This is a genomic window from Rhodococcus sp. FW305-130 (assembly GCF_058788335.1).
In genome coordinates this window covers 424,509-450,976 of sequence record NZ_JBYTAP010000004.1, presented here as the reverse complement: position 1 = coordinate 450,976, position 26,468 = coordinate 424,509, and the positions used below count along the sequence as shown (strand labels likewise).

Sequence of the window (26,468 nt, the reverse complement as noted above, 5' to 3'; positions counted from 1 at the left end):
GACATAGGTGACGGATCTGCGCTCAGTACAGGTACTTGCGGTACGCCTCTTGTCTGGCGGGTTCGAGGTCCTCGACGCGCAGGCTGTGTTGCTCCGCCATCATGTCGCGCAGACTCGGCACCTCATCGGATGCGGGCCACGTCGACGGATCCCACAGCTTCGCCCGCAGAATTGCTCTCGCGCAATGCAGATACGCCTCGTCGATCTTCACGATCACCGCAAGCTGCGCCGGCTTGCCGTTCATCGCCATCGAGTCCAGCAGATCAGGATCGGTGGACAGAGTCGCCGTGCCGTTGACGCGCACGATCTCGTCGTGCCCGGGCGCGAGAAAGAGGATCCCCACGTGAGGATTTTCGATCATGTTCCGGTACGAGTCAGCGCGCCGGTTGCCCGGACGATCCGGGAGCACGAGCGTCTTCTCGTCAGGAAACAGAACCTGACTGACCAAGTCTCCGCGCGGCGAGCAGTCGCAATTTCCAGCCGCATCGGATGTCGCAAGCACAAAAAACCTTGCCTGCTCGATGAATTCACGGATCAACGGAGTCGTGTAAGCGGTCTGCTTCTCCATGATCGTCGGATGGGGCTGTCCGAGAATCGCATTGAGTTGTTCCACGGATTCGATCTGCCCGCCCGGGGCGTTCGACGCCGTCACGTCAACACGTCGTCGAGGACGTGGTGGCGCCCGAGCGGCAACACCAACGGCTTACCCGAGATGGGGTCGGGGATGATTCGGCTCTCGAGACCGAAAACGGTGCGGACGTTGTCACTGGTGAGCACCCCGGCAGGATCACCCGCCGCGTAGACCCGGCGATCGGCCATGGCGACGAGGAAGTCGGCGTAGCGGGCGGCGAGATTGAGATCATGCAGAACCATGACAATCGTTGTACCCCGAGTCCGGTTCAGGTCGGTGAGCAGGTCCAAGACCTCAACCTGGTGGCTCACGTCCAAGAAGGTAGTCGGCTCGTCGAGAAGAAGCAGATCGGTTTGTTGGGCGAGCGCCATCGCAATCCACACACGTTGGCGCTGACCACCGGAAAGCTCGTCCACCGATCGTTCGGCCAATTCGGTTGTGTCCGTTGCCGCAAGCGCCTCGGCGACGGCGGCGTCATCCTCGCGACTCCACCTCGACAGCACCCGCTGATGTGGATGACGACCACGGCCGACGAGATCGGCGACAACTATCCCTTCCGGCGCGATCGGTGACTGCGGCAGCAGACCGAGGGTGCGAGCGAGCTTCTTCGCGGGCAGGCGATGAACATCCTTGCCGTCCAAGAGAACATGACCGCTTCGGGGACTGAGTAGCCGCGACATCGACCGCAGTAGCGTCGATTTGCCGCACGCGTTGGCGCCCACGATGGTCGTGATCTTTCCCGGCGGCACCGCGAGGTCGAGCGATTCGACGACGGTCCGTCCTCCGTAACCGAGTTCGAGGTTTTCGACAGTCAGAGTATGGGATTCGGTCACAGCGAACCTCCCGTTCGGTTGGAGCGAATGATGAGGTAGACGAGATACGGCGCTCCCAGCGCGCCAGTCACCACGCCAACGGGGTAGCGGGTGCCGAAGGCGTACTGTCCGCAGAAGTCGGCAACGAGCACCAGCAGCGCTCCGACCAGCGCCGACGGAATCAAAAGTGATGTTCCCGGACCGACGATGCGGGCGGCGATGGGCCCTGACAGAAATGCGACGAAGGCGATGGGCCCCGCAGCGGCAGTGGCAAAGGCGATGAGTCCGACGGCCGCAATGATCGACAGAATGCGCGTTCGTTCCACTCTGACGCCGAGCGCTTGTGCTGCGTCGTCACCGAGCTGGATGGTCGAAAGGTTGCGCGATTGGCTCAGCAGCACCGGTCCGAGGACAACCAGCGCCAGGAGTACGGGAACCGTCGAACCCCAGTTGGCACCGTTGAGGCTGCCGGTGAGCCAACGCATCGTCTCCTGCAGATCCCATGCGGCGGCGGTACTGAGCAGGTAGGCGGTGACGCTGTCGAGCATCGCGGCGATGCCGATACCGATCAGGATCAGCCGAGTGCCCGCTACACCGTCTCGGAAGGACAGAACGTAGATCAAGACTGCGACGCCCAGACCGACAGCGATGGCGAAGATCGAGACCTGCGAGCCGCCGAGCGAAAGCGAGATGATCGCGAAAGCCGCTGCAGCGCTTGCGCCCGAGCTGATCCCGATGATGTCGGGGCTCGCGAGCGGGTTGCGCAGCATCGTCTGGAACGTGATGCCACCCAAGCCGAAACAGATTCCGCCGACCACAGCGAGGACAGCGCGAGGCAGCCGGAGGCGGCCGACGGTGAACGAGGCACCGGGCACGTTCTCCCCCAGCACGACGCGAAGCACATCTGACGGCGGGTAGAAGGTTTTTCCCACCATCAGAGTGACCGCGAAGGAGGCGACGACGAGGACCGTCAGCACGGCAATCACGATGCGGCGGCGTCTACCTCGTCGGATACGGCTTGCTCCGACTGCGTCGACCTCGACTTCGGGAGTAACGAATGTAGTGGTCACAGCTCACGTATTTTCTGACGGCGGACTATGTAAATGAAGAAGGGCGCTCCGATGAGCGCGGTGATGATGCCGACGTCGATTTCGCTCGGTCGGGCGACAATTCGTCCGAGAATGTCGGCGGCGACGAGAAGGCCGGCACCTGTCAGCGCAGAAAACGGTAGTAGCCAACGGTTGTCGATACCGATCAGCAACCGGCACAGATGCGGGACAACCAAACCGACGAAGCCGATCGGTCCGGCAATGGCAGTGGCTGCACCGCAGAGCAACACTGCACCGAGCGCTGCCACTGCACGAACCACCGCGACGCGTTCGCCGAGACCTGACGCAACCTCGTCGCCGAGCGCAAGAGAGTTGAGACTGCGCGCTGACAGCAGACAGATCACGAAGCCGACAATGAGGAAAGGCAGACCCTGCCGGATCACCTCGAAACTCGCGCCACCGACGCCGCCGATCTGCCACGAACGAATGTTGCCCGCAATATCGTTTCGCGGCAGCATGATCGCAGTGATGAACGAAGCAAACGCAGCCGATGTTGCGGCCCCGGCAAGAGCCAACTTGAGTGGCGTGGCTCCACCTCGCCCGAGTGACCCGACTACGTAGACGAACAATGCCGCCCCGGCTGCACCGAGTACGGCCACCCAGATCATGCTGGTCTGGGTCCACAATCCGAACCACGCCATTCCGATCACCACGGCGAGCGAAGCGCCCATGTTGACGCCCAGGATTCCGGGATCCGCCAAAGGGTTTCGGGTAATCCCCTGCATCACCGCGCCGGCAAGACCGAGCGCAGCACCCACGACGATCGCGAGCACCGTCCGCGGAATGCGCTTGGCAATCGCACCCTGACCGATGTTGTCGGTGGAACCGCCAAGTGCGGCAACGATGTCGGACCAATCGACCTCACGAGAGCCGATGACGATCGAGGCGCACATGAGCACGGCGAGGACCACGAGAAGGGCGATCAGCCACAGCGAATTGCCGAACGTCGGGCGCCGCGTATCGCTGGCGCCCGACGTCGAATCCTGCGAGGTTACAGTCACTCCGACTTTCCAGCAGCCCCGGCGAGCAGATCGACATAGTCGCCGAGTACCCACGATATGGCGAGCGGAGTCGGGTTGGCCGCCGTTCCCATCGGGCCGGTTCCGTTGAGGAAGACGATCGAATTGTTGGCTACAGCAGGCATCTGCGAGAGCAGCGGGTCAGCCTTGAGTGCGTCGACAAGTGCCTGGTCACCGTAGGTGACGATCAGTTCGACGTCGTCGAAGACGTCCACACGCTCGGCACTGACCTTCTTCGAGAACTCACCACCCGTCGAGGCGTCGGCAACGCTCTTCGGCGTCGAAAGTCCAAGGTCCTCGAAGAACGCGGCACGTGTGTCGTTCGCAGTGTAGAAGCTGACCTGACTCAGGTCGGCAGTGTCGACGTGCGTCAGGAACATTGTTGCTTTGCCGGCAAGCTGCGGATGTGAGGCAACCTCGTCGGCGATCTCCTTCTCGATGGTGGAGATCAGTTCCTGCCCTTCGGATTCCATGCCGAGGCCCATGCTGTTGAACTTGATGACGTCACGCCACGACGTCGCCCACGGCCCCTCGGGATACGCCACAACCGGAGCGATCTCACTGAGAGTGTCGTAGTCCTCCTGCGTCAATCCGGAGTACGCGGCAAGAATGACGTCAGGGTTCGTATCGGAGACGGCTTCGAAGTCGATGCCGTCGGTCTCGTCGAAGAGCACCGGCGGCTTCGCGCCAAGGTCGTCGAGCTTTTCCTCGACCCACGGCAGCATTCCGTTGCCGTTGTCGTCGCCGAACGTCGCCGCTGCCATTCCGACGGGAACCACGCCGAGAGCAAGGGGCACTTCGTGATTGGCCCAGGCAACGGTGGCAACTCGCTCCGGCTTGGCGTCGATCGTCGTAGTTCCGAAAGCGTGCTCGATCGTGACGGGGAAGGAGCTGGATCCGCTTCCGGCGCTGCCGCCGTCGGCGGTCTCCGAGGAGTCGGAACTGCAAGCTGTCATGCCGAGGGCGACTGCGACCGCTGCTGCGGCCACCGCCAAGAAGCGTCTTGAACGCATGAAAACAGAACTCTCTCGAGAAGGGGTACGGCCCTCAACCCGGCTCAATCGGGCACTTAGGTGAGGTTTGCCTAAACCGTATACGGGAGGGCATTGTGGCGCAATCGCGTGTTTGGGACACCCCGTGTAGCGATCGAGACAAGGTGTGATGGCCGATCAGCTAGCCCTGAACATCCCTGGTGTGGCCCCGGTGGTGCGCCGGAATGCCGCACCGAACGCACTGGTCGAGTGGTAGCCCACGCGCTCGGCAACCTCTTGCAGATCCAAGCCGTGTGCAAGAAGCGTCACCGCCCGTTGGGCGCGCACCGCTGACACCCACTGCCCGAAACTCATCCCGGTCTCCGACCGAAATACCCGGGTGATGGTTCGCGGGCTGACGCCGAGGAGCCTTGCCCAGTCGGACAGCGTTCGCATGTCACTCGGATCGTCACCGATCGCGTCGACGATGGGTTGCAGAAGCGCCGAGTCCGGCACCAGAACCAGCAACTCGTTGGGTGACGGCGCCAGTACGTCGATCACCATCTGCTCTGTGAGCGAGCGCGAAGAGGTTCCGAGTGAATCGTCTGCCAGTCGCTCGAGGAGATTCCGCAACAGCGGAGTCACCTCGATCGCCACCGGCACGTCGGACAGAGACGGAACCGATGCGATGTCGAGCTGAGCGGCCCGATACCAGGTTCCGGCGGGCGCGATCGCCGAGTGCAGGACGCCGGCGGGCATCCACAGACCGACGGTCGGGGTGATCGTCCACGTGCGCGATCCCACCGTGGCGCTCGACGCTCCCCGCTCGTTCCACAACAATTCGTGGGTCGGGTGCGAGTGCGCCTCCCACCGGGTCTCGCGAGAGACAAGCTCGTCCATGCCCGCGATGACAAAGGGCACCTCGACCGCCCCGGCCGAGTAGACCGGGAGCGTCCGACTGTCGACGGTCTCCAACGGGTTCTCCTCGGTTTGCGCGGCTGCTCCGGAGAAAGCATAGGTCGCGGGGATCGGTTGTTGGTTCCTACGATCGCGAGGGTCACCGACCGAAATTCGCCGAGGTGACGTCACACACATTCAAAAATTGCGAATGCACCACAACAAAAAGAAGGTCACAGACCGGAGTCTGTGACCTTCTTTCTTGTGCGCCCGAAGGGATTCGAACCCCTAACCTCTTGATCCGTAGTCAAGTGCTCTATCCGTTGAGCTACGGGCGCATGTTCTGTTGTCTTGCTGATCTTGCGTGTCTTGCCGTCGTACTTTCTATCATTTCTAACCCGCCGGTCAAAATCACCGGCTTGGCGGAGGCGAGAGGATTTGAACCTCCGGTCCCTCGTAAAAGGGACAACTCATTAGCAGTGAGTCCCATTCGGCCGCTCTGGCACGCCTCCCTGGGGGTTCCGATCCTTTCGGACCGCCGGATCGAAAGATTACACACCCTTCGCCACCAAAGGCAAAACGTGTGGTCAGCGCCTTGTTTTGTCGACTTACCGCAGGTGGCTGTCGAACCAGTCGAAGATCCGGGTCTGAGCTTCGACGATCGAAGCCGAATCCGGGTCGTCGAGGTCGGCGTCCTCGGACAGCTGTGGCGGCTCGTCCGCCCGGTGAGCCAGTCCGGCGTAGCTGACCACCAGTGTCGCGACGTCGGCCTTGGCGGTCGCTTCCCGGAGCAGAGTCACGTGCTCACGCGGCGTGCTGGGATCGTCCTCGCCGTACAGCGCCAGCCACGGCGCCTGCAGGGAAGTGGCCGCGTCGACGAGTGCCTGAGCATCCACCGACAAGGCTTCGACGATTCCCCGGGCGGCGACGCTCACCGCGGCACCGACGGGACGGCTGGTGGCCACGAGCATCGCGGCGGTCCCGGCGTCGTCGAATCCGAGCACCCCGACGGTGTCCGCGAGAACTTCGCGTCCGACGAGCCAATCGAGGGTCGCGTCGAAATCGGCGAAGAGGTTGTCACCGAACACCTCGCCCTGCATGTGTTCGGGTTCGCGGTGGAACAGGTGCGGTGCGACGCTCACCCACCCTTCGCCGGCGAGTGCGCACATCAGATTCAGCAGAGCCGGGCTGAACTGGCGGGCTTCATGCAGGACGACGATCCCGCCCCGCGTCGGGCCGTCCGGCTCCACCACCGTCAGCGGAACAGCCGTGGCGACCTCCCCTTCGGCTCCGCGCAGATACGCGGTGGCCCGGAAGATTTCCGACATCTTCTAACTCTGACACGCAGACGGCCGCTACGCACCAAATCGGTGCGCGCATAATCGACTCGTGACCGCACACATTCGCCCTGACCTCGCCTCCATCCCCGCCTACGTTCCCGGACGCAATTTTCCGGGTGCGATCAAGCTGGCGAGCAACGAAACGACCGTAGGGCCGTTGCCCGGTGTGCGTGACGCCGTCGCCGACGCGGTCGCCAATGCCAACCGCTACCCGGACAATGCCGCGGTCGCACTCATCGAGGCGCTGGCCAGCTTCCTGAAAGTCGAGCCGGCCAACGTCGCCGCTGGTTGTGGCTCCGTGACGCTGTGCCAGGAACTCGTGCAGATCACCTGCGATCAGGGTGACGAGGTCATCTACGCGTGGCGTTCGTTCGAGGCGTACCCCGTGGTCACCCAGGTCGGCCATGCCGTCTCGGTCAAGGTTCCGCTGACCGAGGACTTTGGCCACGACCTCGACGCGATGCTGGCCGCGATCACGGATCGCACGCGGTTGATCTTCGTGTGCAACCCCAACAACCCGACCGGCAATGCACTGTCGAAGGCAGAGCTTGAGAGCTTCCTCGACACGGTCCCGGCGCACGTCGTCGTCGCACTCGACGAGGCGTACTTCGAATACTCACGCTCGGACGCCGACGGCATCGAACTGTTCCGCAGCCGCCCCAACGTGGTTGTTCTGCGCACCTTCTCGAAGGCGTATGGCCTCGCGGGAATTCGCGTGGGTTACGCGGTCGCGGATCCTGAGATCATCGTGGCCCTCGGCAAGGTGCACACCCCGTTCACCGTGAGCGCTGTCGCGCAGGCCGCCGCAATCGCTTCCCTGGCTGCAGCAGACGAACTGCTTGCCCGCACCGAAGGCGTCATCGCCGAGCGGACGCGAGTGCGCAGTGCACTGATCGAAGCCGGGTACACCGTCCCCGAGTCGTCGGCGAACTTCGTCTATCTCCCCCTCGGAGAGCTCTCCCCCGGTTTCGCCGAGGCGAGTACCGAGGCGGGCATTCTGATCCGTCAGTACGGCGTCGAGGGCGTCCGGATGACCATCGGCGATCCACACGAGAACGACGCGTTCCTCGCTTTCGCGAACACCGACGTCGCGAAGCAGGCCGCGGGCATCGGCGTCACCGCGTGACACTCGATACATAACTGTTACGCCGAGGACTGGAATTCGTTTCGGCGGACGGGCACACTCAGGGAGGTTCGAGGCCGGTCCGAGTGAGGGAGCACGACGCATGACGCGACGCATGACACGAACGTGTGCCGTGCTCGCAACGACCCTTCTCGCCACCACCGCGACCTCCCTGAGTGCCGTCGCCACCGCCGAGTCCCAGGACACGGTGTCGGTACGTCTGCTGGCGTTCAACGATCTGCACGGCAGCCTCCGCCCGCCGGAAGGTGTTCGCAGCGAGATCAGGCAGGCCGACGGCTCGCTCACCCCCGCAGGTGGCGCGGCGTATCTCGCGGCATACGTGACGCAACTTCGCAGCCAAGCCACCAACTCGCTGCTGTATTCGGTCGGTGACAACTGGGGATCGTCGGCATTGGAATCGGCGATGTTCAACGACGAACCGACGGTCGAACTGCTGAATCGGATGAAGATCGACGCTTCCGCGATCGGCAACCACGAACTGGACAAGGGGCTCGCCGAGTTCCGTCGTATGCAGTCCGGCGGTTGCTCCGCCGTCGACGCGTGCACGTTCAGTCCGTCCTTCGGCGGCGCCAACTTCCCTCTGATGGCCGCAAACATGACGTACACCAACGGCACTCCGGCCACGCTGCCCTTCACCGTGAACATGGTCGACGGCATTCCGCTCGGAGTCATCGCGATTTCCCCCGCCAACACGTCGCAGATCGTCACACCGGGCGGGATCGCCGATCTGCAGTTCGGCGACGAGGTCGAAGCGATCAACCGCACCGCCGATGTCCTCGACTTCTTCGGCGTCAAAGCCATCACCGTTCTCCTGCACCGTGGGGACGAACCGGCCGTCGAAGGTGGGCCCAACGACTGCAACGTCGAGTCCGGCCCGGCCCGCGACATCGCTCTTCGTGCCTCACCGAAGGTGGACGTCATCTTCACCGCCGACAGCCACCAGCAGTACAACTGCGAATTCCCTGATCCCGCAGGCAATCCCAGAGTCGTCATGCAGGGCGCTTCGCACGGCCGGATCGTGTCCGTCGCCGACGTCACCATCGACCGCAACACCCGCGAGGTCGTTCGCGATCAGACGTCCGCTTTCAATCAGATAGTGACGCACGATATTTCGCCGGATCCCGATATTCAGGCTCTCGCCGACCGGGCCTGGTCGGAGGCGTCGGAAAGCGCTCAGCGACCGGTGGGGACCATCACCGCCGATCTGACACGGGATCGCGTCCCCAGCGGTGAATCGACACTCGGCAACCTGGTCGCCGACGCTCAACTCGCGGCCGGATCGACACGAGGCGCTCAACTCGCGTTGACGAACCCGGGCGGTATGCGCGAGGACTTGGACTTCGGCACTTCCGGCCAGGTCACCTACCGCCAGGCCTACGGTGTTCAACCGTTCGGCAACAGCCTCGAAGTGCTCTCCGTCACAGGAGCGGTGCTGAAGGACGCTCTCGAACAGCAATTCCAGATCGACCTCGACGGCACCGCTACCGAGCGCATCCTCTCCCCGTCCGCGGGCTTCACCTACGCCATGGACCGGCGAGCAGCGCCGGGCTCGCGAATCTCGGAAATGCGCTTGAACGGGCAGGACATCGCCCCCGACGGCGTCTACAGCGTCGTGGTGAACAAGTTCCTCGCCGAGGGCGGGGACGGTTTCACCGCACTGAAGAACTCCACCCAGATGACCGGCGCGGGCAACGACCTCGACGCCTTGACTGCCCTGTTCGCAGCCGGGTCCCCGGTCTCGCCGCCTGCCACCGATCGCATCCGCACCGTCGGCTGAATAGGCATCCCCCCGCTCGATTGCCTAGTCTCGACGGGTGATCATCGCGACCCATAACGGCAAGTTCCATGCAGACGACGTCTTCGGCGTATCGCTGCTCAAGCAGCTGTACCCCGACGCCACCGTCGTTCGCAGCCGTGACGAGTCCGTCCTCGACAGTGCGGACATCGTGCTCGACGTCGGCGGTCGCTACAACCCGGCCGAGGGTCGCTTCGACCATCACCAGCGCGATGCCGGCGAGCGCAGCAACGGCATCCTGTACTCCGCTTTCGGTCTGCTCTGGCAGGAATACGGCCTGCAGTTCTGCGAAGGCGACGCCTCCGTTTTCCGCCGAATCGACAGTCGTCTGGTCGAGGGCATCGACGCCGTCGACAACGGCCAGGAGATCTACACCCTCAACGACTACGGCACCAAGCCTTTTGATCTGTCGTCGGTGCTGGACCTGTTCAATCCGATCTCGTCCACCGACGAAGAGTTCGACACCCAGTTCGAGCTGGCCGTGGTTCTCGCAACTCAGGTCTTGATTCGCCTGCGCGCCAAGTACGCCGGCGACGCTGCAGCCGAGCGCGAGTTCACCGAGACCTACGAGAAAGCAACGGATCCGCGCTTCGTCGTGCTGGAACGCTTCGTTCCCCACGGCCGCGCCGCGTCGGCCCAGCCAGAACTTCTGTTCACCATCTTCCCGAACACCAACGGCGGCTGGTCGATTCAGACGGTCAAGCCCGCTGACTCCAAGTTCGGTTCACGAAAGCTGTTGCCGGAGCCGTGGCGCGGCCTGAACGGCTCGGACCTTGCCGCCCAGACGGGCGTCGACAGTTCGGTCTTCTGCCACAAAGCTGGGTTCATCGCGGCTGCGCAGACCCGTGACGGCGCCCTCCAGTTGCTCGAACTGGCACTGGCCGAGTAGTTCTCAGCTCACAGCCCAGTTCACATTCCCAGGGCGGTCTTCACTGTCGGCCAGGAATCGTGAAGCGCGTCTTGCCAGTACGGCCATGAATGGGTGCCGACGTTTCGATACGCGAACACTGCGGGAATCGACAACTCCCCTAACCTCGCCTCGAACAGTTGCGTGCACGTGTTTGCCAGTGCCTCGAGCGGCCCGCCTTCGATGGCCGTCTGCAGGCCGCCCGGGGTGAAAATGTTGTCGTATTCTCCGGGTGCGCCCGTGCCCGAGGAAACGTAGATCGTCTTTCCTCGCAGCGTTTCAGCATTGGTGGACGGGTCGTGCTTTTGCCAGTCGGGGTCCGATGACGGGCCCCACATGTTGGTGGCGTCGCCTGCCTTACTGGCCACGGTGAGCCGCACGGAATCCTGCGAAGACGACTCGGAGTTGTCGAGACAGCCACTGTACGAGGCTAATCCGGTATAGAGCTTCGGGTGATGTGTGATGAGGTTGGCCGCGCCGAGCGCACCCATGGACACCCCGCCGACCACATTCGTCCCATTTCCGGAAAACGCAGAATCGATCAACGCCGGAAGCTCTTCAGCGAGAAACGATTCCCACTTGTTCACACCGAGGTTCGGATCGTCGTTCTTCCAGTTGGTATAGAAACTGCCGGTACCGCCAACAGGGAGAACGACGTTGACGTTCTTGTCGGCGAAAAACGCTTCGATGTCGGTCTTTTGAGTCCAGGTGCTTTCGGAGTATCCGGATTCCGAACCGGCACTGACGCCGTCGAGTAGGTAGAAGGACGGTCGCGAACCGGCACTCGACGCTGGATGCAGAACCTGCACTTGCACCTCGCGCCGCATAGCCGGCGAATCGACGAACACGGCACTACGAGTGGGCGACAATTGCTCGATGCGATTGATGTGAGCCCCGGTCTGACCTGTCAGATCTCCTGGTGGATTTTCGGGCGCCGGTTCGGCATACGCCACTCCGCCCACAACAAGCGCGAGCACGACCAACACAATCCCGACAAACCCAAATCTCCGCATCCGTCAAGTGCCCCCTGAGCATCGCACGACTATCGCTAACCCTCGATTGGACAGGACGAACGTCCCGAGGTCAACCCACTGGTTGGGATTTATTACTCGCGGGTATCCAATGGAGTTGGACAGTTTTCCACCGATGCACACACAGGTGTGGATAACTTCATTCACATCCACTTCCCAGTTGTGCATAACCTGTGGACAAAAGGATGAATTACAACAGAGTTATTCCTTCTACCTGCAACGACCCGTTTCCCCACAGTGTGCATAACTTTGTCGATCACGGCTCGCGAGACGCCGGATTCCGGGCGTGTCCACGCAGTTCACACCGTCGCGCCCTTCTTTGTTCACAGGCACGACACCACCAACCGAGAACGCTCCCCACCCCGGCTTCATACTTGTTGCATGCTGACCGCTCTCCTCGCCGCCACAGCTGTGCTCGCCCTACTGACTCTGGTCCCGGGGCCGGACATGGCCGTCGTGACGCAGGCTGCTCTCGGCGCGGGCAGATCCGCCGGATTCCGGGTAGCGGCCGGCATCGTCTCGGGCCTTCTGGTGTGGGGTCTGCTGACCGTCCTCGGACTGTCGGCGATCCTGGCCGCGTCGGCGGAGGCGTACACCGTCGTCAAGCTCGCCGGTGCTGCTTACCTGATCTATCTCGGTGTGCGAGCACTGTGGGAGAGCCGGACGTCGCGGATGCAACACAATGCCGACGCTCCACGATCGCAGAAGGCCGGAACGTGGAAGACGGGCTTCACCACCAACCTGCTCAACCCCAAGATCGCCGTCTTCTACACCGGACTGCTGCCGCAGTTGGTTCCGGTCGGGTGGCCGACGGGACCATCGCTTGCGCTGCTGGTGCTCATCCACGCAGCCATCACCATCGTGTGGCTCATTGGCTACGTGGTCCTTCTCTCGCGAGCGCGTAGCACCTTCGAGAAGCCCCGAGTGCGACAGGCACTCGAGCGCATAACCGGAACAGTTCTTCTAGGATTCGGAGCGAAGATCGCGCTCGAAGCGCGCTGACACGGCAATCGGAAAAGAGTAGACAGTGGGCGCGTGGGGATCGGGACCGTTCGATAACGACGGTGCAGGGGATTTGATCGCGTCCATCGGACACGGTGACTTCACCTTCGAATCGGTGGAGTGGGCATTCGAGGACGACTACCTCGAGGTGGACGGCGGCCAAATCGCCGTCGCCTTGCTCGAATTGGTGTTGATCGTGCGCGCCGATCGCAAACGCGACCCCGCCGCCCAGGACCTCGATCTCGATTCCTTCACCTCGGCCCTGACCAGCGAACGGCTCACCTGGCTGATCGAGATGGTGGAGCGCACCATCTCCTCGACCGATTCGGAACTGTTCGAACTGTGGGACGAGCAGGGACCGGAAGAGCTTGCCTCGTGGCGCGTTCCCGTCGTGGACGGTCTCGAGGATTTGCGTGTTCTGTCGGTTCAGTAGCCCGCCGACGGATCGATTACCGCAGCAAGGTCCTCACCCGCAGCGAATCGAGCGACGTTGGCGGCCACGTGATCTGCCAGCACACGCGTGAGCGTCGTAGCCGGGTTGGCGACGTGCGGAGTGATGATCGCGTTGGGCAGCTTCCACAACCGGTGCCCGTCCGGCAGCGGCTCGGGGTCGGTGACGTCCAGTGCCGCCCCGCCGATCGAACCAGCTTCGAGAGCATCGACCAGCGCGTCCGTGTCGACCAGGTTGCCGCGTGCAATGTTCACGATCCAGCTCGACTCCGACATCTGGTCCAATTCAGCCTTGCCGACCAGATGCCGCGTCGCGGACGTCGACGGTGCTGCGATCACGAAGTGATCCGCCTGGGACCAGATTTCACCGGTTCGATCGGCCGAGAGCGTTTCGGAGGCACCTTCGACGGGGGATCCCGAGCGGGTGACGGCGATGACTCTGACCTTGGACGCGGCGAGGTACGGGATCAGCGCACGGCCGATTCCGCCGCAACCGATGATCGCCACTGTCGAGCCCTGCAAGGTGCCCACCCGTGGATCGAACTCTTCTTTTCGCCACGACTGCGCCACCAATTGTTCGGGGAGAGAACGCACTCCGGCGAGGAGGAGCATCATCGTATGTTCGGCCACATTGCCCGCGTAAGCCCCGGCAGCGGACGTCCAGACCCGCTTGTCGTCGATCACGTCGGCATCGAACCATGGCTCGATCCCGGCGAAGGGCAACTGCACCCAACGAACCGAGTCAGGTAGCGACGACGGGAACGTGTCCGGACCATGTACCCAGACCACGCCCTCTGCCTCGGCGAGTGGAACGAGAACCCCACCGACTCCGCGAATTCCGTCGGCAATGTGCGGATCCTCGACGGGGCCGAGATGGATGCGAGGGGCGCTGGAGTCTGTCATTTAGGTGCGTTCCTTCGAGAGTGGCGGGGCGATCGGATCAACTCATCGGTGTGCCCCAGCGTACGGGCGCCTCGCCAATTCGGCCCGTCTAGCCGTTCGCCTTTGCGATCGAATCCTTGCCTTCGGCCGCTCCGCCCTCGATGGTGTCGTGCTGGATGGGAACGAACTTCTTCTTCGGCAGCAGGAACAGCCACGTCGCGAAGACGAACGGGCCCGTTCCGGCCGGCAGGCTGATCGGAGCGAACGCAGACACCAGCGTGCCGTGGATGACAACAGTGACCAACACTCCGAAGACGGTGTAGACGAACACACGCCACGACGGGTTGTAGAACACCGATCCGAGAGCAATTGCCGTCAGCACCGAACTGAGCCCGTAGAGACCATTCCCGATGTCGACGGTGTTGGCGCCCAGCGCCAGTACCGAACCCATCGCTATCGCGGAACCGATGAGCGCGAACAACGCCGCCCAACGCGACGCGACCAGCAGCGCGATCACGAAGATAATGCCGGTGACAGTGTTGTTGATCAGAAAGATCTGGGAGACGTTGCGAAACAGCGTGTCCCACAAGAAGTTGAAAGTGATGTCGGCATGAACCGACGCGTCCCCGATGTGCTGGGGAAACTGGCCGGCGCTGAGGTCCGACGTTTCGATCCGCAGGAACTGGAACGCCGCGAGGAGGAAAAACCAGTTGACGAGGTTGAACGGAAAGGTCAGCGCCGGTACGCCCCAGGTCTTGAAGACATTGGCGACAGCCAGGAACGCGATGGTCGACGCGGCAGCTCCCACCACGAGGTAGATCCACAGCATCACGCCACCGGCAAGGAACGTCGGAAAGGCAGCTCCCACAAGAATTCCGTTGTATCCGTACAGGCCGATACGCATCGAATCGTCGTCGGAGTGCAGCATCATGCCGGTGACGGTGGATACCACCAGACCCACCACGGCACCGATCGCGACGGTGATCGTGTCCGCGGCTATCGCTCCCCAGAAGATACCGACCAGAAACAGCAGGCCCGTCAGCGCATTGCCCTGGAACATCACCTGCCCGGAGCCTTTGAGATTGGTGTCGATGAATCTGAGCACGACGTTCTTGTCCGCGACGTCGTCCCACGGTTTGGTGATGGTGGTCATCGCACGTCCCTCGATCCTTCTCCGGCGATCCGCGTCATCCCCAGAGCGGGACGGGCGGAATGGTGGTGTCCAGAACTGCCTTTCGCACCAGAGCCCAGAAATCACGAACCTTTGCCTTGACGGGTTCGCTCTCCGGACCGAGGACTTTGAAGATGAGACCGGCGTCGTTCGGTAGCCGACTCGCTCCGGAAACGACCTTGCCGTCACGGCCCGGAACTACCTCTTCGAGAATCGCGTCGGCATGCTCCTTCGGTGTCAACAAGATGACATTGCCGAACACGTCGTGGTCACCCATGATTCCGCCGTATCGCACGGGGAAGCGTGCCGGTTCGATCACCAACTTCTCGGTGAAGAGGTTCTTCCCGTCCGGACGCTCCGCCTTGATCATTGTGGAGTACAGGTCGTAGACGAACATCTCTCCGCCGTCGTGGTACTTGCGACCCGGCATCACGATCTCCGAGAACAACAGCGTTGCAGTCGGATCCACCGTGATGTCGGTGCGCGCGTAGTACCTCGCGTTGCGGTGTGGGATCGTCACCCCCGGCATCAGTTCGAGATACGAATTCTCCGCGAGCACCACTTTCTGGAGTTGCGACGCGTGATTCGCATCCATCCGGTGAACCTTGGTGGCCGACTGAGTGGTCACGTGCGCGAGAGAACCCGGCTCCATCTCGATGGTCAGGAACAGTCGATCACCTTGCAACACACTGCCGGACGTCGAGATCATGTAGACGCACGGCATGGTCGGCAACGCTTCGTCCCAGTACAGCGCCTGCTGAACGAGCAACGGTGTCTTGCGGTACATGTCCCGCAGAATCGTCTTGTCGCCACGGTCGACAAATCGCATCTCGAGAACGCCGGTCTTCCCGACCTTGCCGGCCGGAGCCTGCTTCGGCTGGTCCTGGTACTGGTCGAGTTCCGGGATGGTCGGGATCGGACCCGGGAGCGCCCGCGATGCTCCCGGGGCGGGCGGTGCGCTCACGGTGCGCTCGCTCCCACTTCCTCTTCGTCGAAGAGGACTCCGTGCACGATGAGGTCCACCACTTCCTTGATGCCTTCCCCGGTCATGCAATTGGTGAAGACGAACGGCTTGTCTCCCCGCATTCCCTTGGAGTCGCGATCCATGACTCCGAGATCGGCGTTGACGTACGGTGCGAGATCGGTCTTGTTGATGACCAGGATGTCGGACTGCGAGATTCCCGGACCGTTCTTACGCGGAATCTTGTCGCCTGCGGCCACATCGATGACGTAGATGAAGAAGTCGACGAGAGCCGGACTGAATGTCAGTGTGAGGTTGTCGCCACCACTTTCGATGAAGACCACGTCAGTGTCAGGGAACGTCTTCTCCATGTCCTCGACGGCCGCGAGGTTCATACTCGGGTCTTCGCGAACGGCGGTGTGCGGACAGGCCCCCGTCTCGACGCCGACGATGCGTTCCTCCACGAGAACACCTTTGAGAGCCTTGCGCACATGCTTGGCATCTTCGGTGGTGACCACGTCGTTGGTGATGATCAGAACGCTGGTGCCCCGCTTGATGAACTCCGGCGTGATCGCCTCGATGAGTGCGGTCTTACCCGAACCCACGGGTCCGCCGATTCCGATGCGCGTTGTCTTCTTCATCGTTCTCCTTCTAGTTCATGAACATTCGGACGTGCGCCTTGACGTGAACCGCAGCCAGAATGTCGATCATCGGGGCGAAATTGGACATGTCGTCGAGTCCGTAATCACGCACTGCGGCGTACTCACGGCCGGCGCTCTGATTGACCTCGAACAGAATCTCCTGTGTCGCAAGGTGATCTACTCGGACGATGCGAAGGGCAGCGCCGAGCAACGTCATCGCGACACCGTACTGATTGACCGTGAAAGCGTCCTCCTCCGGAGAACCCATCTCCGCGAAAGCAATTCCGAGGCCGACGGGGTAGGTACCCGGCGTCTCCCCCGATGCGATCGCGGCCAACCACTTGTTGAACAGGGTCTCACCGGCCAAGCGCCCGCCGAGTTCGGCCAACTTCTTACCCATCCGGGTACTCATCGTGCGTGCTTCTTCGTTGAGCTTGCGTTCGATCACTGCATGATCAGCGGCGAGGATCGCCGAGAAGTCACCGGCGGTCGCGCCCCGGTGCGCCGCGAGTACGGCGATACCGTCGCACGTCGCACCCTGATGGGTGGCCGAGAGCACAAACTCCCGCAGCGACGGACCGCCCGTGACAATTCCTTGCGCCACGGCCGATTCCAAACCGTTGGAGAACGAGAAGGAACCGACCGGGAACATGGAATCGGAAAACTGCATCATCCGCATCGCGCGGTTGATGCTGAGCCCGGATCCCTCAGACGAGAGGGTCATGGGTATGCCCCTCGCCCTCACGCGCGGCCGCACCGAACAAACGGCGTGCCTCGTGTGGAGCGATGTAGGGAATGACCTCGGCGCCCGGGATGAAGGTGTACTCGATGCCCTCGAAAGCATGTGTCCGCATCACCGAGCCCATGACCGCCTTGTCGACGGTCAACGGAACGTAGACCTTCATTCCCTTCACCACCGCAGGCCAGTGCTGGTTACCCACGGCATGTCCCAACTCCAGGCACGTCTGAATCATCTTCTCGGGCGTGACGTCGACCAGCGCGCTCAGGTCGATCTCCAACACGTCCTTGAGGTTGATCCTGGCCACGACCACGGTGTTCGCCGGCTCGTCCCACAGCAGAATGTCGCCGTCCTGCAACTGAATACCCCGATCGAGCGAGACGGCCAATTCACGGCCACCGATCGTGGTGCGTCGTAACCGACTCTTCTGCGCTTCCCACTGATCGAGCGACAAGACGTCGACTACCGCATTGTCGAGTCGACCGGCCCACTCCTCGTCGGTCTCCTTCCCGAGCAGCGCGTCGACTCGCGTCGGCTTTCCGCTCGGCGCGGTCATCTCGCCGTGCGTGTGTGGCGTCGCATCGGCGCCGTGCGTGTGTGTGATTGTTCCCGACACAGGAGACCCCTAACTGAAGAAGTAAAGTTGGTTCAAGCGAATGGATTCGGCAGGTTCGACGTATGCGTGGACGCCGTCCGCAGTCACCGCGAAGGTCTCCGGGTCCACCTTGATTTCCGGAGTGGCCGAGTTGCGAACCAGATCACGCTTGGTGACTGTTCTGGTCCCCTCGACAGCAACAACCTGACGTTCGAGACCGAGCCGGTCCTTGATGCCGTCGTCGAGTGCCGCTCGCGAGACGAACGAGACCGAACTCTGCGGCAACGCCTTGCCGAATCCACCGAACATCGGCCGGTAGATCACCGGTTGTGGTGTCGGGAGCGACGCATTCGGATCTCCCATGGCGTGCCAGCTGATCAGACCGTTCTTGATGATCGTCTTCGGCTTCGCACCGAAGAATGCGGGCTCCCAGAGAACAAGATCCGCCATCTTCCCGACACCGATCGACCCGACCACATGCGAAAGACCGAACGTCAACGCGGGATTGATCGTGACCTTCGCGACGTAACGCAACACGCGGAAGTTGTCGTGCGTCGGCGAATCCTCGGGCAGCTTCCCGCGGGACCGCTTCATGCAGTCCGCTGTTTGGATCGCGCGTAGCCAGTTTTCTCCGACGCGGCCCATCGCCTGTGAGTCACTCGAGAACATCGAGATGACGCCCATGTCCTGCAGTACGTTCTCGGCCCCGATCGTCTCGGCGCGAACGCGGGACTCGGCAAACGAAACATCGGAGGGCACTTTGGGATTGAGGTTGTGACAGACCATGATCATGTCGAAGAGTTCGGCCTGAGTATTGATGCCGTACGGCAACGTCGGATTGGTCGACGCCGGAAGTACGTTGTCCTCTCCCGTCACCCGCAGAATGTCGGGTGCGTGACCGCCGCCCGCGCCCTCGCTGTGATAGGTGTGAATGGTACGGCCTTCGAAGGCCGCGATGGTGTCCTCGACGTATCCGGCCTCGTTGAGTGTGTCCGTGTGAATGGCGACCTGAACGTCCATTTCGTCTGCCACCCGCAGAGACTCACGAATTGTGGCCGGGGTTGCGCCCCAGTCCTCGTGGACCTTCAGTCCGGCCGCACCGGCCTTGATCTGTTCGACCAACGACTGATGCCCGGACGAGTTGCCCTTGCCCAGCATGCATACGTTGACCGGCAAACCCTCATTGGCCTTGAGCATCATCTCCATGTTCCAGATACCGGAAGTGATGGTGGTGCCGTTGGTTCCGTCGGTCGGGCCGATACCACCACCGATCAGCGTCGTCACTCCCCCACTGAGTGCGTGGTACGCCTGTTGTGGTGACACGAGGTGCACGTGCGGATCGATGCCGGCGGCAGTGAGAATCATCTGCTCACCGGAGATCGCGTCGGTCGCCGGACCGGTGGTCAGCCCCGGAGTGACGCCTTCCATCGTGCTGGAGTTTCCCGCCTTGCCCCAGCCGACGATCTTGCCGTCCTTGATTCCCACGTCAGCTTTGACGACCCCGATGGTCGCATCGACGATGACCACGTTGGTGATCACGAGGTCGAGCGCACCGTCGATGCTGCACGACTCCGGATCCTGGCCCATGCCGTCGCGCAGCGTCTTGCCGCCGCCGTAGATCGACTCGTCTCCGATGGTTCGAAGATCTTCCTCGACCTCGATGTACAGGTCGGTATTACCCAGTCTGATCTGGTCACCTGTGGTGACCCCGAACAGACCTGAATACTCTTGTCTCGAAATGCTTGTCATGGGTGTTGCTCTCCTTCGTCCGCCGTGAACGAGAATCAGTCGGTTTGAGGTTCGGACAGGAAGCCGAGTTCCTCGGCACGCTGGACGGCTCCGGGAAGCCGAGGGCGGTAGGCGGCGTGGGTCGGCGCCCAACCGTCGACAAGTCCGTTGAAGCCTTGAACCCGTTGCTTGCCGCCTAACGGCACCAACGTCACTTCCTTTTCGTCGCCCGGCTCGAATCTGACCGCCGTGCCCGCTGGAATGTCGAGGCGCCAGCCGAAGGACTGTTCACGATCGAAGGACAACGCGCGATTGACTTCCATGAAGTGATAGTGCGAACCCACCTGGATGGGACGGTCACCGGTGTTTCGGACTCGCAACTTCAAACGGGGACGGCCCTCGTTCAGTTCGATCGGCTCGTCCCGCAACACGTATCCGCCGACCGGCACTTTCTTCTCGCCGCCGGAATCCTTCTTCGTCGATTTGCTTGCCATCTTGGAGTGCTCCTGACATCTCGGTCGGGCTACTGGATCGGAGAGTGCACGGTGACGAGCCGGCTACCGTCGAGGAACACCGCCTCGACCTGCACACGCGGAATCATCTCCGCGACACCTTCCATCACGTCGTCGACCGTCAAGGCGTGCGATGCGTCGGCCATGACCTCCTCGAGAGTCTTGCCCTCCCGAGCTCCCTCCAGAGCGGCTGCAGTGATGACTGCGACGGACTCCGGATGGTTGAGTCTGAGCCCCTTTGCCTTTCGCCTCAGTGCGACATCCGCCAACATGAGAATTGTCAGCTTGTCGAGTTCTCGCGGTGTCAGATGCATTCCGAACGCTCCTTGTCGATCATGCGGTAACTCCCTGTCGTCGAATACATGTCAGCTCCCCTGTTCCGTCGCTTCGGTGAGTGGTTCGGCCGCTTGCTGGACAAAACCGCTCCTCCTGCCGCCCGAGTACTCGTTGATCGCGTCCAGGACCGCCTGGGCATGTTCCGAGGCGACCAACACTTCGACACGCAACCGCTCGGTGAACACGACGTCGTTGCGTTGCCCGCGGAACTTGAGCGAGGCCGAGTCACTCGCGGAGACATGCGCTTCCGATACGACTATCGACTCCGCTCCGGCAGCCAGCAGCGCCTCCCGAAGCTTCTCGGACTCGATGGTCTGCAATACCGCGGTGATGAGTTCGTGCTTCGGGGCGGCGAGGTTCGGAACAAGTTTTGTCCCCTCGACCAGGACCCCCGAGTCGAACCCGCTGGTCTGCGGCGCACCACCGGCGTCGACGAACGCGGCGTTGTAGCGGTATGCGTCCATGCCTTGCTGACGACGGTCGATGTCCACCTGGTCTTTCGGGGCCAACTTGAGACCGATGGTCTTCTCGATGCCCGTGGCGATCAGCCAGGTCACTACGAACGAGAAAGCGATGACGACGATCAACGCCAACGCCTGCTCGCCGAGTAGTCCGGCGCCGCCGCCGAAGAAGAGTCCGTCGCGGCCGATCGAATTGATCGCCTTTTCGCCGAACAAACCGAGGAGGAGTGAACCGAGGATGCCGCCGATGAAGTGGACCGCGATGACGTCGAGCGCGTCGTCGAACTTGAAGATCGACTTGAGCGCGAGCGCGAAGTGGCAGACCAGTCCGGCAAGCGCGCCGATCGCCAACGCGGAGAAGGTGCTGACGAAGCCGGCGCAGGGGGTGACGGTCGCGAGACCGGCTACCGCGCCGGTGATCCCACCGATCGCCGTGGCCTTGCCCTCGGTATACCTTTCGATGACGAGCCAGACGACCATGCCGCCCGCTGCGGCTATGTGAGTGTTCATCAAGGCTTGTGCCGCAACACCATCGGCGGCCAATCCGTCGCCTGCGTTGAATCCGAACCAGCCGAACCACAGGATGCCTGCGCCGATCAACGCCAGGGGCACCGAGTGCGGGACTGCCTCGGCGTTGGGCCATCCCGGGCGTTTACCGACCACCAGTAAGATTGCCAGGGCGGCGGCACCGGCGGATGCGTGGACGACAATTCCGCCGGCCCAGTCCTGAGCTCCGCGGAGCGCCAGCCAGCCTTCGGGATTGAAGAGCCAGTGCGCAATCGGGGGGTAGACGATGATCGACCACAGCACGAGCAGAACGGCCCAGCCCAAGGGCTTGAGCCGGTTTGCGGTCGCACCGGTGATCAGCGCGGGCGTGATGATCGCGAACATCATCTGATAGACCACGAACGCCAGAGTCGGTACCGCGACTGCACCTTCGATCAGGTGGAAGCCCGGGGCGGCGGCTGTGTGTATGTCCTGCAAGCCGAACAATTTGAGGTCACCGAGGAAGCCGGAACCCCAGTCTCCACTGAACGCGAAGCTGTATCCGAACACGACCCAGGTAATCGAGACGAGTCCGAGTGGGACGAGGTTCTGCTGCAACATGACGAGCGCACTGCTACCACGCACCAGACCGGCGTAGAAGAAGGCGAGTCCGGGAACCATGAACAGAACCAGGCCCGCGGAGATCAGCACCCATGCCGTGTCCCCACTGTCTATCACTGCTTCGGCTAACACCATTTCCATCGACATCGACGACCTCCGAGCATTATTCGGACCTGAACAAAGTCATTGGTTAGAGCAGCAATTCGCGATGTTCCGGTTCGCTGCGACAGTTACGCTACGCCCCATAGTTGCACCTTCTCAGCAAAATCGGGGGAACATCCGGTTTTCACGTTTAGTAGAGCATTGTTCTGGGAAAAGATGGGACTTTGCCTAAACATTGCGGACGCTCCACAACCTACAATTGCGGGACCAATTCTCGCCGAAAGTGGTTTAAGTCTTGCAAAATGGGGAACGTAGCCGCAGGTGAGCGACACTTTCGAAGCAGAAATGCCGTTTCCAGCTCGGGACTTAGCTCCCTAACCAAGACAGCCGCGAGCGCCCTATTTGATTACCAACGTCGGTGACCCGCCTATCCAATCGGGTAGGTAATTTCACCGAACATCTTCTCACCTGTTCAGATGATTAACCTTCACCGCACTGAGGGCAATCCTGTCGTTAATATGTTCTTCATCCGTACTGGATATTTCGACCGGAAAGTCGAAGATCACCTTTCGATAACCTTTAAAGGTGAAAAAAACTCTCGCTGTAACTCTTTTGTTATGCGGAACCTAGAGGGGAGGATTGATCCCACCAGGCGAGCACTCGGATGCCGGACAAAGTCAGCCACTTCGACGGCTCCCCCGCCTCTGTGTCGACCTCGAACCACACCCGCCCCGGTTGGCGACCGGCCTGGAGCCACGTCCCATCCGAGGCTCGAGCGGCCCGGATCATCTCGATCGCGTCCGCCATTCGCGGATCAGGCTCATTTCCATACGACAACGACGCTTCACGGAAGTAGTCGGCTGCGTTGAGCACGTTGTAACGCCACCGGAACGGGTACGCGAACCGGCCGACCCAAGGCCCCACCGGTTCGCCGGTCGAGAGTCGCCGGAACAGACCGCGCTGCAGCAAGAATTCCTCACCGGATCGTCGAGCCGCGCTCGTCTCCTTTGTTCCCCCGGTCGCGATCTCGTACGCGAGAAGCCCTTTGAGTGAATTGAGGGACGAATGAAACGACGATCGCGTCGAACCTTCGATCCACTCGCAGTTCCACCCGCCATCCGGAAGTTGATGCTGCACAAACCAATCAGCCAGTTCATCAACACGCATGTCGAGCCACACACCGTTTGCCACCGTCCAGGCGTTGATGCAGCAATCGACCTCACCGTCCCAGTACGGCCGGCCCTCGTACTCCCAGCGACAGTTCTCCGCGAGCAGTTCTGCGGTACGACGCTCCCGCAGAACACCGGCATCGAGGCCCCACTCACGCAAGGAGTTGAGCGTCCAAGTAGTTGCCGTCCAGGGTTGCGGACCTTGTTCTGCTGCTTCGGGTCCCGCAAAGTCGAATTCTGCCGGGAAAAACGCCCCACCCGCCCATTGGCCGTCTCGATCCTGCAATGAAAGCAGGCGTGCACCAAATCCTTTGGTAGCGATCGACGCGCGCGTCGCCACCCACACAGTGGGCGCTTCGTTCAACAGATCGCGCTCCACCTGCCACCGAATCGCTGGATCCGAATCGAGGAGCCACGCGAGCAAGTCGGTTCGGAGTGCCATCTGACGATACTATCGAAAGGCGAAGCAGGCCATCCGGTTAACACATTTCTCGACGTCTGATGCAATGGTGAACTCCGGACCCATTGCGGGGCCTACACCGGGTAACCCAACGCCGCCCGCACCGCCACAATGTCGGCGGCAGCGACCTCCATTGGCTTGTCCCCCAACCGAATCAACGTGCCATTGAGCAGATCCTCTACCACCGCAGACTGGGGCAGCGCGCTGCGATCGAACGTAACTCCGGAATGGAAGTACGTTTCCCATCCCACCTCGACCTCACCTTTCGACCGATTCTGAAGGTGCCGGTAGTCTCCGATGCTCCACCGAGCTCGCTCCGGTTCCCAATGCTTGACGATCACTCTCATGATCGCGTCTCCGATATCCGGGTCGAGCAACCGCCGGGTACTGTCGGTGAGCTGCGTCTCCGTCGGCAACGACACCAGGACACTGTTGGGAGCACTGGTTTCCAGCCCGCCGACCCAGGCACCGACCCGGCGCGCGGTCCCATCTTCGGGTGACAAGTCGATGTCGTAGCCCGGTCCCGGGGTGTCCGAATACCCCATCTCCTTCGAGCGGGAATGCTCGAAGGTACGCACCAACCCGTCCACACTGAGATCTGCTGGCACCTTGTCGAACTCGGCAGTCGAGACCAACGACAACGCCAACTCCGGGTCGATCGCTTCCAGGTCGTCGAGGAAAGCGCGCATCGTCTGCGCCACTTCCAGACTCGACTGCACCCGCGTGCCCCAATATCCGGCTACCGTCGGCCGCCGCCCAAACATGCTCATCGCCCCGTCCTTTCCAATCCGACCTGATCTCCATAGCCCGACACTGCGCGCACTGCCACGATGTCGGCGGCACCGACGTGCATAGGCTTGTCTCCCAACCGGATCAACGTGTCAGTGGGTAGTTCCTCGATCACGGCGACTTGGGGGAGCGCGCTGCGCTCATGGCATGCCATCACATAGTTTCACCACGGCAAAGCATATGTTGGGCAAGTTGGTTCAGCCGAGCCATTCGGAGATGGTGGCGTTGTCGATACCGCCACCGAAAGAGTGGAACACCAGCAACGCTTGCCCCGACATCACCAGGCGACCGTCCTCGGTGAGGCCGATATCGAGCATCCCCGCTTGCCCATGCACCTGACACCACACAAAGTCGGGAACCCGCAACAACCCCGACGCCGGGTCCGTATCGAGGTCCGCCGGATGAAGGGACACTTCACCGAAGACGTTGTCCTCGAGCGCTTCCGCGGTCTCACGGTCCACCAACACCAGCGGGCCCGCACCGATCAGTCCGTCGGTAGGTTGCCGCGTGAACACGAAGTGCGCCCTCTCCACCGTCGGCGGCAAGGTTGCGGTATCGACAACTGTACGATCCCCGACAAACCCTGGCTCTTCCGGGACGACGACCCAGTAGTCCATTAATTTCTCCCCTTGAAGTGTTGTGGTCGAAGCAAATCCGAGATTCTTGCACTCACATGACTAACCGTCGCCCAGGTCTTCGAGAACATCGGCGAACACCGAATCCGGTAACGGGTAGTGCTCACGCACCGTGGCACGTCGATGCTCGTCGAGCCACCGCAGTGTCCTCTCTCGATCACCGGCAGCAGCGACCTCACGAAACTGTTCCCAGAACATCACAAGTGGACCTGCCGGGTCGGCAGCCCGGCTGCGGAGATAGTCGAGTTGGCTGTCGATGACCTCGAGCGGTGACCCGGTGTCGGTGATCACGCGATACGCCGCCAGAAACCTCCAGCTGGTGCTACGCGACTGGTCTCGGACCAGATACTTCTCCTCCAGAAATGCCGAGAAAAGCTCAGCAGGCTTGGTGTCGAATAGTTGCATTGCTGGGCCCTGAGCCCACTGCGTCACTGTTGCCGCAGCGGAGGCGGTGTCGAAGATGTCGATCTGCAGTCGGCGGAACTCCTGGTCCTGAAGCCTACTGTCGGGAATGTCCTGCCTCAGAGTGATGGCACGAGGAATGAGCGGTTCGAAGAGCCGGACATGGCCGATGGTCAGTTGTTCTCTGTTGGGGATCGGATCGATCCCGACGGTGTCGAACCACCACCGAACTGGCGTGTGCAGCAGTTCCGCTCGCAAACCGCTACCGATGATCGTCCAGTTGGGCCCGAGCTTCTTCACCGCCGTGCCCAGCACCTTCTCCCACGCAGCGCCTCTTCCTTTCTTCGGAGTCAAGTCTGCGATCGCATCTTTCGCCATCTCCCGCAACTGATCCCGGTCCGTTCCCAGGGACTCGAGCACCTCAGTGACCGATTTCGGTGGCTTAGGCTTGTCATCGCTCATGTGCATGCTTGCCATAAAGGACCATTCATATTATTTGGTAGACGAAAAGGAGCGACTGTGCGCACCGACAGCGGTTTCTCCGACGCGGCGCGCGATCCATCCGATTCCACTCCCTCACGCCTACTTCCCTCGGCTACGAGTCCTCAGTACGGAAAATCACATCGGCAAACGCAGAATCCCGAAGCCCGTATGCATCCTTTACAGAACG

Annotated in this window: 28 protein-coding genes and 2 tRNA genes; 5 read left to right on the top strand and 25 right to left on the bottom strand. The window is 61.9% G+C overall.

The window, feature by feature from the left end:
• Positions 1–22: 22 nt before the first annotated feature.
• The 9 genes from AC3WQS_RS15200 to AC3WQS_RS15160 all read right to left on the bottom strand — a co-directional run bounded on the left by AC3WQS_RS15200 (position 23) and on the right by AC3WQS_RS15160 (position 6,767).
• Positions 23–652, bottom strand: coding sequence for a pyridoxamine 5'-phosphate oxidase family protein (locus tag AC3WQS_RS15200; RefSeq protein ID WP_492713209.1), 630 nt, complete (start codon positions 650–652; stop codon positions 23–25).
• Complete coding sequence (locus AC3WQS_RS15195; RefSeq protein ID WP_003943915.1) at positions 649–1,464, bottom strand: ABC transporter ATP-binding protein; 816 nt, start codon at positions 1,462–1,464, stop codon at positions 649–651. The genes AC3WQS_RS15200 and AC3WQS_RS15195 overlap by 4 nt, the downstream gene beginning before the upstream one ends.
• Positions 1,461–2,513 (bottom strand): FecCD family ABC transporter permease, encoded by a 1,053-nt coding sequence (locus AC3WQS_RS15190; RefSeq protein WP_182262121.1) that lies wholly within the window; start codon positions 2,511–2,513, stop codon positions 1,461–1,463. Before AC3WQS_RS15190 ends, AC3WQS_RS15195 begins: the two co-directional genes overlap by 4 nt.
• Positions 2,510–3,553, bottom strand: coding sequence for a FecCD family ABC transporter permease (locus tag AC3WQS_RS15185; protein WP_019746475.1), 1,044 nt, complete (start codon positions 3,551–3,553; stop codon positions 2,510–2,512). Before AC3WQS_RS15185 ends, AC3WQS_RS15190 begins: the two co-directional genes overlap by 4 nt.
• Positions 3,550–4,584 carry an iron-siderophore ABC transporter substrate-binding protein gene (locus tag AC3WQS_RS15180; protein WP_133728647.1) on the bottom strand — a complete coding sequence of 345 codons (1,035 nt, stop codon included), beginning with the start codon at positions 4,582–4,584 and terminating at the stop codon, positions 3,550–3,552. The genes AC3WQS_RS15185 and AC3WQS_RS15180 overlap by 4 nt, the downstream gene beginning before the upstream one ends.
• Positions 4,585–4,740: 156 nt before the next feature.
• A complete protein-coding gene (locus AC3WQS_RS15175) occupies positions 4,741–5,517 on the bottom strand; it encodes a helix-turn-helix domain-containing protein (RefSeq protein WP_029537413.1) in 777 nt (258 codons plus the stop codon).
• Positions 5,518–5,704: 187 nt separating this feature from the next.
• Positions 5,705–5,777: transfer RNA gene (locus tag AC3WQS_RS15170), tRNA-Arg, on the bottom strand.
• Positions 5,778–5,859: 82 nt separating this feature from the next.
• Positions 5,860–5,951 (bottom strand) — tRNA-Ser (locus tag AC3WQS_RS15165).
• Between the two features lie 96 nt (positions 5,952–6,047).
• Complete coding sequence (locus AC3WQS_RS15160) at positions 6,048–6,767, bottom strand: dienelactone hydrolase family protein (RefSeq protein ID WP_133728648.1); 720 nt, start codon at positions 6,765–6,767, stop codon at positions 6,048–6,050.
• A 61-nt stretch (positions 6,768–6,828) separates the two neighbouring features.
• On the opposite strand from AC3WQS_RS15160, the gene hisC reads away from it, so the two are divergent.
• The 3 genes from hisC (at position 6,829) to AC3WQS_RS15145 (ending at position 10,607) form a co-directional block, all read left to right on the top strand.
• Complete coding sequence (gene hisC, locus AC3WQS_RS15155; RefSeq protein WP_492713208.1) at positions 6,829–7,905, top strand: histidinol-phosphate transaminase; 1,077 nt, start codon at positions 6,829–6,831, stop codon at positions 7,903–7,905.
• 100 nt (positions 7,906–8,005) lie between these two features.
• Positions 8,006–9,700 (top strand): bifunctional metallophosphatase/5'-nucleotidase, encoded by a 1,695-nt coding sequence (locus tag AC3WQS_RS15150; RefSeq protein WP_029254255.1) that lies wholly within the window; start codon positions 8,006–8,008, stop codon positions 9,698–9,700.
• 37 nt (positions 9,701–9,737) lie between these two features.
• Positions 9,738–10,607: an MYG1 family protein gene (locus AC3WQS_RS15145; protein ID WP_003943978.1), complete on the top strand. Its 870-nt coding sequence runs from the start codon at positions 9,738–9,740 to the stop codon at positions 10,605–10,607.
• Positions 10,608–10,627: 20 nt separating this feature from the next.
• Here the strand turns inward: AC3WQS_RS15145 and AC3WQS_RS15140 are convergent, their stop codons facing one another.
• Complete coding sequence (locus AC3WQS_RS15140) at positions 10,628–11,638, bottom strand: alpha/beta hydrolase (RefSeq protein WP_020905848.1); 1,011 nt, start codon at positions 11,636–11,638, stop codon at positions 10,628–10,630.
• A gap of 399 nt (positions 11,639–12,037) precedes the next feature.
• Here AC3WQS_RS15140 and AC3WQS_RS15135 point away from each other — a divergent pair, with 399 nt between their 5' ends.
• Both AC3WQS_RS15135 and AC3WQS_RS15130 read left to right on the top strand, forming a co-directional pair.
• Positions 12,038–12,658, top strand: coding sequence for a LysE family translocator (locus AC3WQS_RS15135; RefSeq protein ID WP_283567950.1), 621 nt, complete (start codon positions 12,038–12,040; stop codon positions 12,656–12,658).
• A gap of 25 nt (positions 12,659–12,683) precedes the next feature.
• Complete coding sequence (locus tag AC3WQS_RS15130) at positions 12,684–13,091, top strand: DUF4259 domain-containing protein (RefSeq protein WP_020968164.1); 408 nt, start codon at positions 12,684–12,686, stop codon at positions 13,089–13,091.
• On the opposite strand, the gene AC3WQS_RS15125 is transcribed toward AC3WQS_RS15130, so the two are convergent.
• From AC3WQS_RS15125 to AC3WQS_RS15055, 15 genes are all read right to left on the bottom strand, one after another.
• Positions 13,085–14,011: a D-isomer specific 2-hydroxyacid dehydrogenase family protein gene (locus AC3WQS_RS15125; protein ID WP_020968163.1), complete on the bottom strand. Its 927-nt coding sequence runs from the start codon at positions 14,009–14,011 to the stop codon at positions 13,085–13,087. The two genes, AC3WQS_RS15130 and AC3WQS_RS15125, sit on opposite strands and share 7 nt — an antisense overlap.
• An 88-nt stretch (positions 14,012–14,099) precedes the next feature.
• Positions 14,100–15,143, bottom strand: a complete 1,044-nt coding sequence (gene yut, locus AC3WQS_RS15120; protein WP_020905834.1) for an urea transporter — start codon at positions 15,141–15,143, stop codon at positions 14,100–14,102.
• Between the two features lie 34 nt (positions 15,144–15,177).
• On the bottom strand, positions 15,178–16,125 hold the full coding sequence (locus tag AC3WQS_RS15115; RefSeq protein ID WP_080910535.1) for an urease accessory protein UreD: 948 nt from the start codon (positions 16,123–16,125) through the stop codon (positions 15,178–15,180).
• Positions 16,122–16,763 carry an urease accessory protein UreG gene (gene ureG, locus AC3WQS_RS15110; protein WP_007731713.1) on the bottom strand — a complete coding sequence of 214 codons (642 nt, stop codon included), beginning with the start codon at positions 16,761–16,763 and terminating at the stop codon, positions 16,122–16,124. The genes AC3WQS_RS15115 and ureG overlap by 4 nt, the downstream gene beginning before the upstream one ends.
• Before the next feature lie 10 nt (positions 16,764–16,773).
• On the bottom strand, positions 16,774–17,487 hold the full coding sequence (locus tag AC3WQS_RS15105; protein ID WP_060939555.1) for an urease accessory protein UreF: 714 nt from the start codon (positions 17,485–17,487) through the stop codon (positions 16,774–16,776).
• The gene (locus AC3WQS_RS15100) at positions 17,471–18,118 is read right to left on the bottom strand and encodes an urease accessory protein UreE (RefSeq protein WP_007731715.1); all 648 of its coding nucleotides are present in this window, start codon (positions 18,116–18,118) and stop codon (positions 17,471–17,473) included. Before AC3WQS_RS15100 ends, AC3WQS_RS15105 begins: the two co-directional genes overlap by 17 nt.
• 9 nt (positions 18,119–18,127) lie before the next feature.
• Positions 18,128–19,846 carry an urease subunit alpha gene (locus tag AC3WQS_RS15095; RefSeq protein ID WP_003943847.1) on the bottom strand — a complete coding sequence of 573 codons (1,719 nt, stop codon included), beginning with the start codon at positions 19,844–19,846 and terminating at the stop codon, positions 18,128–18,130.
• Positions 19,847–19,881: 35 nt separating this feature from the next.
• Positions 19,882–20,319 (bottom strand): urease subunit beta, encoded by a 438-nt coding sequence (locus AC3WQS_RS15090; RefSeq protein WP_080910534.1) that lies wholly within the window; start codon positions 20,317–20,319, stop codon positions 19,882–19,884.
• Between the two features lie 29 nt (positions 20,320–20,348).
• Positions 20,349–20,651: an urease subunit gamma gene (locus AC3WQS_RS15085; RefSeq protein ID WP_020905830.1), complete on the bottom strand. Its 303-nt coding sequence runs from the start codon at positions 20,649–20,651 to the stop codon at positions 20,349–20,351.
• 51 nt (positions 20,652–20,702) lie between these two features.
• Positions 20,703–22,382, bottom strand: a complete 1,680-nt coding sequence (gene amt, locus AC3WQS_RS15080; RefSeq protein WP_230091063.1) for an ammonium transporter — start codon at positions 22,380–22,382, stop codon at positions 20,703–20,705.
• Between the two features lie 576 nt (positions 22,383–22,958).
• The gene (locus tag AC3WQS_RS15075) at positions 22,959–23,954 is read right to left on the bottom strand and encodes a prenyltransferase/squalene oxidase repeat-containing protein (protein WP_080910533.1); all 996 of its coding nucleotides are present in this window, start codon (positions 23,952–23,954) and stop codon (positions 22,959–22,961) included.
• A gap of 92 nt (positions 23,955–24,046) precedes the next feature.
• Positions 24,047–24,742, bottom strand: coding sequence for an Imm52 family immunity protein (locus tag AC3WQS_RS15070; RefSeq protein ID WP_241896127.1), 696 nt, complete (start codon positions 24,740–24,742; stop codon positions 24,047–24,049).
• Entirely contained in the window at positions 24,739–24,918 is a 180-nt protein-coding gene (locus tag AC3WQS_RS15065) for a hypothetical protein (RefSeq protein ID WP_133053434.1), read from the bottom strand. The genes AC3WQS_RS15070 and AC3WQS_RS15065 overlap by 4 nt, the downstream gene beginning before the upstream one ends.
• Positions 24,919–24,958: 40 nt before the next feature.
• A complete protein-coding gene (locus AC3WQS_RS15060) occupies positions 24,959–25,378 on the bottom strand; it encodes a hypothetical protein (RefSeq protein ID WP_029254248.1) in 420 nt (139 codons plus the stop codon).
• A 60-nt stretch (positions 25,379–25,438) separates the two neighbouring features.
• A complete protein-coding gene (locus AC3WQS_RS15055) occupies positions 25,439–26,260 on the bottom strand; it encodes a hypothetical protein (protein WP_133053433.1) in 822 nt (273 codons plus the stop codon).
• Between the last annotated feature and the right edge of the window lie 208 nt (positions 26,261–26,468).